The sequence below is a fragment of the Paraburkholderia sp. TE9906 genome (assembly GCF_056279605.1).
Map to the genome: position 1 here is coordinate 291,535 of NZ_JBWCCT010000003.1, position 11,601 is coordinate 303,135.

Annotated in this window: 9 protein-coding genes and 1 pseudogene; 8 read left to right on the plus strand and 2 right to left on the minus strand. The window is 63.3% G+C overall.

The features are described 5' to 3' along the window. Positions 1 to 73: 73 nt before the first annotated feature. From ompR to ACZ9H4_RS09105, 4 genes and pseudogenes are all read left to right on the plus strand, one after another. Entirely contained in the window at positions 74 to 808 is a 735-nt protein-coding gene (gene ompR / locus ACZ9H4_RS09090; RefSeq protein ID WP_006048917.1) for an osmolarity response regulator transcription factor OmpR, read from the plus strand. A gap of 44 nt (positions 809 to 852) precedes the next feature. Next, entirely contained in the window at positions 853 to 2,202 is a 1,350-nt protein-coding gene (locus ACZ9H4_RS09095; protein ID WP_408142411.1) for an ATP-binding protein, read from the plus strand. Positions 2,203 to 2,387: 185 nt separating this feature from the next. Further along, positions 2,388 to 2,936, plus strand: coding sequence for a peroxiredoxin (locus ACZ9H4_RS09100; RefSeq protein ID WP_408152587.1), 549 nt, complete (start codon positions 2,388 to 2,390; stop codon positions 2,934 to 2,936). A gap of 72 nt (positions 2,937 to 3,008) precedes the next feature. Next, positions 3,009 to 3,542: pseudogene (locus tag ACZ9H4_RS09105) on the plus strand (carboxymuconolactone decarboxylase family protein). A gap of 115 nt (positions 3,543 to 3,657) precedes the next feature. Here the strand turns inward: ACZ9H4_RS09105 and ispF are convergent. Continuing rightward, complete coding sequence (gene ispF / locus ACZ9H4_RS09110; RefSeq protein WP_408142417.1) at positions 3,658 to 4,137, minus strand: 2-C-methyl-D-erythritol 2,4-cyclodiphosphate synthase; 480 nt, start codon at positions 4,135 to 4,137, stop codon at positions 3,658 to 3,660. A gap of 43 nt (positions 4,138 to 4,180) precedes the next feature. Next, positions 4,181 to 4,894, minus strand: a complete 714-nt coding sequence (gene ispD, locus ACZ9H4_RS09115) for a 2-C-methyl-D-erythritol 4-phosphate cytidylyltransferase (protein ID WP_476118844.1) — start codon at positions 4,892 to 4,894, stop codon at positions 4,181 to 4,183. Between the two features lie 120 nt (positions 4,895 to 5,014). Here ispD and mfd point away from each other — a divergent pair, with 120 nt between their 5' ends. The 4 genes from mfd to mscL all read left to right on the plus strand — a co-directional run bounded on the left by mfd (position 5,015) and on the right by mscL (position 11,538). Continuing rightward, complete coding sequence (mfd, locus tag ACZ9H4_RS09120; protein ID WP_408324323.1) at positions 5,015 to 8,497, plus strand: transcription-repair coupling factor; 3,483 nt, start codon at positions 5,015 to 5,017, stop codon at positions 8,495 to 8,497. Positions 8,498 to 8,663: 166 nt separating this feature from the next. Then, a complete protein-coding gene (gene argE, locus ACZ9H4_RS09125; protein WP_408142422.1) occupies positions 8,664 to 9,896 on the plus strand; it encodes an acetylornithine deacetylase in 1,233 nt (410 codons plus the stop codon). Positions 9,897 to 9,966: 70 nt separating this feature from the next. Continuing rightward, entirely contained in the window at positions 9,967 to 11,001 is a 1,035-nt protein-coding gene (locus ACZ9H4_RS09130; RefSeq protein ID WP_408142424.1) for a threonine/serine dehydratase, read from the plus strand. 90 nt (positions 11,002 to 11,091) lie between these two features. Next, a complete protein-coding gene (gene mscL, locus ACZ9H4_RS09135; RefSeq protein WP_408142426.1) occupies positions 11,092 to 11,538 on the plus strand; it encodes a large conductance mechanosensitive channel protein MscL in 447 nt (148 codons plus the stop codon). Positions 11,539 to 11,601 lie beyond the last annotated feature (63 nt).

An 11,601-nucleotide genomic window follows, 5' to 3' on the forward strand; every position in this document is an offset into this window, starting at 1 on the left:
TGCGGGTAAATTTTGTAACTGACTGTAACCCCGTAAACGATGCAACCGCGCACCACTTTCTAATCGCGCTAAGATGCCGACCATGGAAACCAAAAACCCTTCGAAAATCCTCGTCGTCGATGACGATCCACGTCTGCGCGATCTGCTGCGCCGCTATCTCGGCGAACAGGGCTTCAACGTCTACGTCGCCGAGAACGCGCCGTCGATGAACAAGCTCTGGGTACGTGAGCGCTTCGATCTGCTGGTGCTCGATCTGATGCTGCCCGGCGAGGACGGCCTGTCGATCTGCCGCCGCCTGCGCGGCAGCAACGACCGTACGCCGATCATCATGCTGACGGCCAAGGGTGAAGACGTCGATCGTATCGTCGGCCTCGAAATGGGCGCTGACGACTATCTGCCCAAGCCGTTCAATCCGCGCGAGCTGGTCGCGCGCATTCACGCGGTGCTGCGCCGCCAGTCGCCCTCGGAATTGCCGGGCGCGCCGTCCGAAACGACCGAAGTGTTCGAGTTCGGCGAGTTCGCGCTGAATCTCGCCACCCGCACGCTCACCAAGGCCGGCCAGGAAATTCCGCTGACCACGGGTGAGTTCTCGGTGCTCAAGGTGTTCGCGCGTCATCCGCGCCAGCCGCTGTCGCGTGAAAAGCTGATGGAACTCGCGCGCGGCCGTGAATACGAAGTCTTCGACCGCAGTCTCGACGTGCAGATCTCGCGTCTGCGCAAGCTGATCGAACCCGATCCGGGCAGCCCACGTTTCATTCAGACCGTGTGGGGTCTGGGCTACGTCTTCATCCCCGACGGTGCGGCCTGAGTTTGTTTCAGTTTCCTGTCTCTGATTTCAGATAAGAAGGGCCCATGCGGATCGACCGGCGCCTCCTGACGCTCGCGTTCGGCGGCCTTTTCTGGCGGACCTTCCTGTTGATCGCGCTGTTGATCGCAGTCAGTCTCGCCGCGTGGTTCCAGAGCTTCCGCGTGATCGAACGCGAGCCGCGCGCACAGCGCGTGGCGTTGCAGCTCGTCGCGATCGTCAAGCTCACGCGCACCGCACTCCTCTATTCCGATCCCGACCTGCGGCGCGCGCTGCTGCAGGATCTGGAAAGCAATGAAGGGGTGCGCGTGTATCCGCGCGAAGCGACCGACAAATACAAACTCCAGCCCGACGAATCGCTGAACCGCCTGATCGAACACGACATCCGCGGGCGCCTCGGCGACGACACCGTCATCGCGCAAAGCGTGAACGACATCAACGGCGTGTGGATCAGCTTCAAGATCGACGACGACGACTACTGGGTCGCGCTCGACCGTGATCAGCTCGACAACGCGACCGGTCTGCAATGGGCCGGCTGGGGCGTGTTCGCGCTGGCGCTGTCGCTGTTCGGCGCGGCCTTCATCACGAGTCTCGTGAACCGGCCATTCGCCCGGCTCGCGATGGCCGCGCGTAAAGTCGGCTCGGGCCAGTCGCCCGAGCCGCTGCCTGAGCGCGGCATGGGCGTGGCCGCTGAAACCAACCGCAGTTTCAACCAGATGGTGCAGGACCTCGAACAGCTCGAGGCCGACCGCGCGCTGATGCTCGCGGGCATCTCGCACGATCTGCGCACGCCGCTCGCGCGGTTGCGGCTCGAAACCGAAATGAGCCCGTCGGACCAGAACACGAAAGACGCGATGGTCGACGACATCGAGCAGATGGATATGATCATCGGCCGCTTCCTCGATTACGCGCGCCCGGTGCAGCGCGTGCCGGAGCCGGTTGACCTGTCCGTGATCGCCAGCGAACTGGCTGCGCGCATGCAGAGCGAGGACAGCATGCGCCTGATCACGCGGCTCGCGCCGTCGGCGGTGATCGAGGCCGACGAAACCGATATGCGGCGCGTCGTCGGCAATCTGCTGGAGAACGCGCGCAAATACGGCCTGAGCGACGGCGACGGCGTCCCGCACGTCATTCTGGAAACGCGGGTGTCGCATTCGCGGGTCGAACTGTCAGTGGTCGACGAAGGTCCCGGCATTCCTGAAGATCAGTTGGCGCTTGTCACCCGGCCGTTCTACCGGGTGAATTCGGCGCGCACCCAGGCCAACGGCACGGGCCTCGGCATGGCGATCGTTCAGCGCCTCGTGGGCCGCTATCGCGGTGCGCTGCGCTTACGCAATCGCACGCCAGGGCCCGGCCTCGAAGTCACGATCGAGTTTCCGCTCGCCAAAGGCGTCTGAACAAAACGGGCGCCCCCCTTCTCTGCAACGCTGTTGACGCGTTGAATAATAACTATCCAGATCGGTAGAAAAAACTATTAGGCCCATATTTTTATAGAAATATAGTGGGACGGTGTAACGCGCTCGTTGCAACGAGTTGCTAGCCTCAACATGCTGTTTTTTCCAACCCACGAAGGAGCACTCGCATGAAAACCGTTGGCGATAAAGTCGAAGCGTTCACCGTCACCGCTGCCAAGCCGGGCTTCAACCACCATGAAGAAAACGGCGCGTCGGCGTTCGAAGAAATCACGGAGCAGTCGTTCCCGGGCAAGTGGAAAATCATCTATTTCTACCCGAAGGATTTCACGTTCGTGTGTCCGACAGAGATCGTCGAGTTCGGCAAGTTTGCCGGCGATTTCGAAGAGCGCGACGCTGTGTTGATGGGCGGCAGCGTCGACAACGAATTCGTGAAACTGGCCTGGCGCCGCGAACACAAGGACCTGAGCAAGCTGAATCACTATTCGTTCGGCGACGTGAAGGGCGAACTGATCGACCAGCTCGGCGTGCGCGACAAGGAAGCGGGCGTCGCGCTGCGCGCCACCTTCATCGTCGATCCGGACAATACGATCCAGCACGTGTCGGTGAACAACCTGAACGTCGGCCGTAATCCGGAAGAAGTACTGCGTCTTCTCGACGGCCTGCAAACGGATGAACTGTGTCCTTGCAACCGCGCAGTCGGCGGTGCAACGCTTTAAGCCGTGCCGTCAAAAACCCGCCGGGCTTGAACAGGCAACGGGTTTTTTATCGACAGTTCGACAGGAGATGCCATGGAATTCCTGGCTTCGATCAAGGCACGCGTGCCCGACTACGCGAAAGACATCCGGCTGAATCTCGACGGGACGATTGCCCGCTCGTCGCTCGAAGGCAACGATGCGGTCGGCGTTGCGCTGGCGGCGGCGTTTGCCGCCAAAAGCACGCTGATCGTCGACGCGATCCGCCATGCCGGCGTGTTGTCGCCGGAAGAAACCTAGGGCGCGCTGACGGCCGCTGCGCTGATGGGCATGAACAACGTCTGGTACCCGTACGTCGAGATGACGCAGAGCGCGGATATTAAATCGCAACCGGCGCAGTTACGGATGAACGCTTATGCGTCGCACGGCGGCGTGGACAAGCGGCGTTTCGAGATGTATGCGTTGGCGGCTTCGATTATCGGCAAATGCCATTTTTGCGTGAAGTCGCACTTCGATACGCTGGTCGCCGAGGGCATGAGTTCCACGCAATTGCGCGACGTGGGCCGTATTGCGGCGGTGATCAACGCGGCTGCGCAGTGCATTGCCGCCGAGGGCGCAGAGGGCAAATAGCGGGTTGACCGCGCGGTGCGCGGCTAGGGTCGCCACGCGCGCGTCATGTGACCGGATGATGTGGGTAGCCTTCGTTCGCCCGCAAGCGCGCTCGCGCGAAGGCCGTTCACCCGGATCAGTTCTTGACCAGCAGCGCCACGGCTTGCGCTTCAATCCCCTCGCTTCTGCCGAGGTAGCCGAGCTTCTCGTTGGTCTTCGCCTTGACATTGACCCGCTCGACCGGCAGACCGAGATCGGCGGCGATGTTCGCGCGCATGCCTTCGATATGAGGCGCCAGCTTCGGCGCCTGAGCAACCACGCTGCTGTCCACGTTGGCAATCGCAAAACCCGCCGCCTTCACGCGGGCGACGCACTCGCGCAACAGCACGCGGCTGTCCGCGCCGGCGAACTTCGCGTCAGTGTCGGAGAAATGGCGGCCGATATCGCCCAGCGCGGCAGCACCGAACAGCGCGTCGGTAATCGCATGCAGCAGCACGTCCGCGTCCGAATGGCCGAGCAGGCCGCGCTCATAAGGGATCGTCACGCCGCCGATAATCAACGGACGCCCCGGCACCAGCGCATGCACGTCGTACCCTTGCCCAATTCTCAAATCCATATGCGTCAAGTCCTCAAAGTCCGCCAGCAAAAATTGAAATCACTCACGAAGCCGCAGGCCGGCTCAGAATCGCCTCGGCCAGGTCGAAATCTTCCGGATAGGTCACCTTGAAGTTTCGCAAGCTGCCTTGTACCAGCTTCGGCGCATGCCCGAGCCATTCGATCGCGCTCGCTTCGTCGGTGAGATCGTGACCGTCGGCCTGCGCGCGCAGGATCGCTTCACGCAACATACCGATGCGGAACATCTGCGGCGTCTGCGCCTGCCACAAGCCGTCGCGCGGCTCGGTGCGGCCGATGCGGCCATCGGCGGACGCGGTGTCGATCCGCTTCAGCGTATCGGCCACCGGCAACGCCATGATGCCGCCCACCGGGTCGTCCTTCAGCGAGCCGATCAGCGTGCGGATCAGCGCGGGCGTGATGCCCGGGCGCGCCGCATCGTGCACCAGCACCCAGTCGTCGTCGCGCGCGCCGAACTCGGCGAGCGCATGCAGGCCGTTCAGCACCGACGCCTGGCGCGACGCACCGCCCGAGCGGCGCACCGCGAAGCGCAAGCCGCCGAAGCGGCGGGCGTCGAAGTGCTGGTCGTCGGGCGCGATCACGACCAGGGTTTGCGCAAACTCGCTGCACGCGTCGAACGCGGCGAGCGAGTAATGCAACATGTCGCGACCGGCGACAGTGCGATATTGTTTGGGCATCGCGGCGCCGGAACGGCTGCCGGTGCCTGCGCACGGAATCAGGGCAAATAGACGGGAAGTCACGAGTGCGGATGCCGCGAGGTTAAAGTAAAGGACGGATTTTATAATAGGTGCTTCGCATCCACGCCCCGAGGCGCGTAAACTTGGCCGTCCGTGTGAGCCCGAGGCCGCTTTTTCTCTTCTATGCCAGACATCGCCGCATCATTGCAGTCCTCCCCGCCCGTCGCGCTCGTCAAGGCCGGCCAGCGTTTCGTCTTCGACGGCACGCACGGCTCGTCCGACGCGCTGCTGATCGCCCGCTACCATCTCGCCTGGCGCGAGAAGGTGCCACTGCTGGCGGTCGTGTGCGAAAGCGCTGTCGATGCGCAGCGTCTGTCGCAGGAAATCGGCTTTTTCGCGCCCGAGGCGCGGGTGCGTCTGCTGCCCGATTGGGAAACGCTGCCTTACGATACCTTTTCGCCGCACCAGGACCTCGTCTCCGAGCGCCTCGCCACGCTGCACGATCTCGGCGAAGGCCGCTGCGACATCCTGCTGGTGCCCGCCACCACGGCGCTGTACCGGATGCCGCCCGCCTCGTTCCTCGCGGCCTATACGTTCTCCTTCTCGCAAGGCGAGCGTCTCGACGAAGCGAAACTCAAGGCGCAACTGACGCTCGCCGGCTACGAGCACGTGAGCCAGGTCGTGCGGCCCGGCGAGTATTGCGTGCGCGGCTCGCTGCTCGACCTCTATCCGATGGGCTCGCCGCTGCCTTACCGGATCGACCTGTTCGACGATCAGGTCGACTCGATTCGCGCGTTCGATCCGGACACGCAGCGCAGCCTCTATCCGGTGAAGGACGTGCGCTTGCTGCCAGGCCGCGAATTCCCGTTCGACGAAGCCGCGCGCACCGCTTTCCGCAGCCGCTGGCGCGAGACCTTCGAGGGCGATCCGAGCCGCGCGTCGATCTATAAGGACATCGGCAACGGCGTGCCGTCGGCGGGCATCGAATACTATCTGCCGCTCTTCTTCGACGAGACGGCGACACTGTTCCACTACCTGCCGCAAGGCGCGCAACTGGCGTTCGTCGGCGATCTCGACGCCGCCATCCGGCGCTTCACGAACGACACGAAGCAGCGCTACAACTTCCTGTCGCATGACCGCGACCGGCCGATCCTCGAGCCGGAGCGGCTGTTCCTGTCGGACGAAGATTTCTTCGCGTTCGCCAAGCCGTTCGCGCGGCTCGCGCTGCCCGCCAACGCGGGCGGCGGCTGGTCCACCCCGTTGCCGAATCTCGCGATCGACCGTCATGCGGACGATCCGGTGCTGGCCTTACGCGCGTATCTCGACACCACGCCGAATCGCGTGCTGTTCGCGGCGGAGTCGGCGGGCCGGCGCGAAACGCTGCTGCAGTTGCTGGCCGACAACCATCTGAAGCCCGCCTCGAGCGACAGCTTCCAGGACTGGCTGCTCGGCGACGCGCATTTTTCGTTAGGCGTCGCGCCGCTCGCCAACGGCTTCGCCGTGCCGGCCGACGGCATTGCGATCATCACCGAGACCGAGTTGTACGGGCCGCTCGCGCGGCGCTCGGGGCGCCGCCGCCAGGAACAGGCGAGCAACGTCGATTCGATGGTGCGCGATCTGTCCGAGCTGAAAGTGGGCGACCCCGTCGTGCATTCGCAGCACGGTATCGGCCGCTATATGGGTCTCGTCACGATGGACCTCGGCGAAGGCGAGACCGAGTTCCTGCACCTCGAATACTCGGGTGACAGCAAGCTCTACGTGCCGGTCGCGCAATTGCACGTGATCTCGCGCTACAGCGGCGCCGATCCGGAAAGCGCCCCGCTGCACGCGCTCGGCTCGGGCCAGTGGGAAAAGGCCAAACGCAAGGCCGCGCAGCAGATTCGCGACACCGCGGCCGAGCTGCTCAATCTGTACGCGCGCCGCGCCGCGCGTTCGGGCCATGCGTTCCCGCTCGAACCGAAGGACTACGTGAAGTTCGCCGAGAGCTTCGGCTTCGAGGAAACGCCTGACCAGGCCGCCGCGATCGCTGCCGTGATCGGCGACATGACGAGCGGCAAGCCGATGGATCGCCTCGTCTGCGGCGACGTCGGCTTCGGCAAGACCGAAGTGGCCTTGCGCGCGGCGTTCATCGCGGTGATGGGCGGCAAGCAGGTGGCGCTGCTCTCGCCTACCACGCTGCTCGCCGAACAGCATACGCAGACCTTCACCGACCGCTTCTCCGACTGGCCGGTGCGCATCGCGGAGTTGTCGCGCTTCAAGTCGACCAAGGAAGTCAACGCCGCGATCCAGCAGATCAACGAAGGCACGGTCGACATCGTGATCGGCACGCACAAGCTGCTGTCCTCGGACGTGCAGTTCAAGCGGCTCGGGCTCGTGATCATCGACGAGGAACACCGTTTCGGCGTGCGCCAGAAAGAGGCGCTCAAGGCGCTGCGCGCGGAAGTGGACGTGCTCACGCTGACCGCCACGCCGATCCCGCGTACCCTCGGCATGGCGCTCGAAGGGCTGCGCGATTTTTCGGTCATCGCGACCGCGCCGCAAAAGCGTCTCGCGATCAAAACCTTCGTGCGTCGCGAGGAAGACAGCGTGATTCGCGAAGCGATGCTGCGCGAGCTGAAGCGCGGCGGCCAGGTCTACTTCCTGCACAACGAGGTCGAAACCATCGAGAACCGCCGGCACATGCTCGAAGCGCTCGTGCCCGAAGCGCGCATCGCGGTCGCGCACGGTCAGATGCATGAACGCGAACTCGAACGCGTGATGCGCGACTTCGTCGCCCAGCGCGCGAACGTGCTGCTGTGTACGACGATCATCGAAACCGGCATCGACGTGCCGAGCGCCAACACGATCCTGATTCATCGCTCCGACAAGTTCGGCCTCGCGCAGTTGCACCAGTTGCGTGGGCGCGTGGGCCGCTCGCATCACCAGGCGTATTCGTATCTGCTCGTGCATGATCCGCAAGGGCTCACCAAGCAGGCGCAGCGCCGGCTCGAAGCGATCCAGCAGATGGAGGAACTCGGTTCGGGCTTCTATCTGGCGATGCACGACCTCGAAATTCGCGGCACCGGCGAAGTGCTCGGCGACAAGCAGTCGGGCGAGATTCACGAGATCGGTTTCCAGCTCTACACCGACATGTTGAACGACGCGGTGAAGGCGCTCAAGGAAGGCAAGGAGCCCGACCTCACCGCGCCGCTCGCCGCGACCACCGAGATCAATCTGCACGCGCCGGCCATTCTGCCGGCCGACTATTGCGGCGATGTGCAGGAACGTCTATCGCTTTACAAGCGCCTTGCCAACTGCGAACTCAGCGACTCGATCGACGGCATCCAGGAAGAGCTGATCGACCGCTTCGGCAAGTTGCCGCCGCAAGCGCATGCGCTCGTGGAGACGCATCGTCTTCGGCTCGCCGCGAAGCCGCTCGGCATTTCGAAGATCGATGCGGGCGAAGCGGTGATCGGCTTGCAGTTCATCCCGAATCCGCCGATCGACGCGATGCGGATCATCGAGATGGTTCAGAAGCACAAGCACATCAAGCTCGCAGGGCAGGACAAGCTGCGTATCGAAACGCGCAGCCCCGATCTCGCGGTGCGGGTCGCGACGGTCAAGGAGACCCTGCGCGCGCTCGGCGCGCCGAGCCGCGGCACGGCGCCCGCTGCCGCCGCGCGTTGAGTCGGCCACGCGGCTCCCGCACACCTCCCCGTTAGCGTCGCGCGTCAGAAAACGGGGGGGCGTGCTGCGCTTTTATGCTCATGCTGCGGTGCGCCAATGGCCGCCGCAGCATACGGGCGCATTTTTTTTGGGTATGATCGAAAGACTCAAATGCTGGAGTCTTGTCATGTCTCATGTCGCTGAATCGGCGCAGTCCTCGCAATCGCCCACCTCCGCTTCAGATTCCTCTCCCGTTTCGCTGCCCTGGGTCACCCGTCTCGTGTCGATGGACACGGTCAGCCGCAATCCGAATTTCGGCCTGATCGAAACCGTGCGCGACGAACTGCGCGCCGCCGGTATCGAAGCCACGCTCACGCACGACGAACGCGGCGGCAAATGGGCGAACCTGTTCGCCACGATCCCCGCGCATGATGGCGAAACGAATGGCGGCGTGGTGCTATCGGGTCATACCGACGTCGTGCCGGTGGACGGCCAGCAATGGGACAGCGATCCGTTCAAGCCGGAAATTCGCGGCGACAAGCTGTATGGCCGCGGCACTTGCGACATGAAGGGCTTCATCGGCGCGGCGCTCGCGCTCGTACCGGAGATGCAGCGCGCGAAGCTCGCCAAACCGATTCACTTCGCGCTGTCGTTCGACGAGGAAGTGGGCTGCGCAGGCGCCCCGCTCCTGATCGCCGACCTGATGAAGCGCGGCGTGAAGCCGGACGGCTGCATCGTCGGCGAGCCGACCAGCATGCGCCCGATCGTGGCGCACAAGGGCATCAACGCGTACCAGTGCTGCGTGCGCGGCCAGGCGGCGCATTCGTCGCTGACGCCGAAGGGCTTGAACGCGATCGAGTACGCCGCCCGTCTGATCTGCTACATCCGCGACATGGCCGATCAGTTCCGCGAGCAAGGTCCGTTCGACGAACTGTACGACGTGCCCTTCACCACCGCGCAAACCAGCACGATCAGCGGCGGCAACGCGATCAACACGGTGCCGGCCGAATGCAAGTTCCAGTTCGAATTCCGTAATCTGCCCACGCTCGATCCCGAACCGATCTTCGCGCGCATCGATCAATACGCCCGTGAAACGCTGTTGCCGAAGATGCTGCGCGAACATCCGTCGGCGGCCATCGAGATCACGAAGATCGCCGCGGCGCCCGGCCTCGATTCATCTGAACAAGCGGCGATCACGCAGCTCGTGCGCGCGCTGACCGCCGATCAGGACAAGCGCAAAGTCGCTTACGGCACCGAAGCGGGGTTGTTTTCGCTGGCGGGCATTCCGAGCATCGTGTGCGGCCCCGGCGACATCCAGCAGGCGCACAAGGCCAACGAATTCGTCGCGCTGGACCAGCTGGTGGCCTGCGAGCGCTTCCTGCAGAAATTCGTCCGCAGCATGTCGGTCGACGCTCACTGAAACGGCGCGCGGCGGAACGGTTACTGCATCAAACCGGTCTTACTCTCATCGAGGACAACACGCTCCCGCCATGTCAACCGCCACGCCGCAGCACACCGACCACACGATCGACGGCGAGCCGATCCCTACGCTCGACGACATCGCCACACAGCATTTTGCGTTGACGCCGTGGGTCATGCGAACGCCGGTGTTCGACCGGCTCGACTTTTCATCGCTGGAACGCACGGTGGTGAATTTCAAGTTCGAACTGCTGCAGGCGGGTGGCAGCTTCAAGGCGCGCGGCGCGTTCACGAACCTGCTCGCGCTCGACGAAACCCAACGCAGCGCGGGCGTCACGTGCGTGTCGGGCGGCAATCACGCGGTAGCGCTCGCGTATGCGGCCATGCGTCTGGGCATCAGCGCCAAGGTCGTGCTGTTTCGCGCGGCCAATCCGGCGCGTATTGCGTTGTGCCGGCAATATCGCGCCGACATCGTGTTCGCGGAAGATATTGCCGAGGCGTTCGAACTGGTGCGCCGTATCGAAGCCGAAGAGGGCCGCTATTTCGTGCATCCGTTCAACGGTTATCGCACGGTGCTGGGCTCGGCCACGCTCGGCTACGAATGGGCCACGCAAACGCCCGACCTCGAAGCGGTGATCGTGCCGGTCGGCGGCGGCGGTCTTGCCGCCGGCGTCTCCACCGCCATGCGGCTCGCCAATCCCAATGTGCATGTGTACGGTGTCGAACCCGAAGGCTCGGATGTGATGAGCAAGAGTTTTGCCGCCAATCACACGGTCAAGATGGGCCACATGCACAGCATTGCCGATTCGCTGATGTCGCCGCATACCGAGGAATACAGCTACGAGTTGTGCCGCCGTCACATCGACCAGTTGGTGACCGTTTCCGACGACCAGTTGCGCGCGGCCATGCTGATCCTCTTCGAACAACTGAAGCTGGCGGTGGAACCGGCGTGCGCGGCGGCGACCGCAGCGTTGCTCGGGCCGCTGCGCGAGCAGTTGCAGGGCAAACGCGTGGGCGTGCTGCTGTGCGGCACCAATACCGACCCGGTCAGTTTCGCCGCGCATCTCGAACGTGCGCGCCATAGCGAGTCGCAGTTTCCTCAATAGAAACATTCGCCGGCGCAGGCCGGCCCAAAACACTGGCCTATCCTTCTCAGGTTGGTATCATGCGGCTATTGATATCCGGGAGGAACCTCTATGAGCATGATCAAGGAATTCAAGGAATTCGCCCTCAAGGGCAACGTAATGGATCTCGCGGTCGGCGTGATTATCGGCGGCGCTTTTTCCACCATCGTTAATTCAATTGTCAAAGACCTGATCATGCCGATCGTCGGGATTGCCACGGGCGGTCTCGATTTCTCCAATATGTTCATTCGCCTCGGCGAGATTCCGCCCACTTATCACGGCAATCCCACTTCGTATAAAGACCTGCAGACGGCGGGTGTCGCGGTGATCGGTTATGGCTCGTTCATCACCGTGCTCATCAACTTCATCATTCTCGCCTTCATCATTTTCCTGATGGTCAAGTTCATCAACAATCTGCGCAAGCCGGCTGCGGCCGCACCGGCAGAGCCGCCGCCGACGCCGGAAGATGTGCTGCTGCTGCGCGAAATCCGCGATTCGTTGAAGAATTCACCACGTTGAGCCTTAATGATCCGGCGCATTCAGTGCGCCGGATCAAGGCAGAAGAAAGGCCTGTTGCGACAA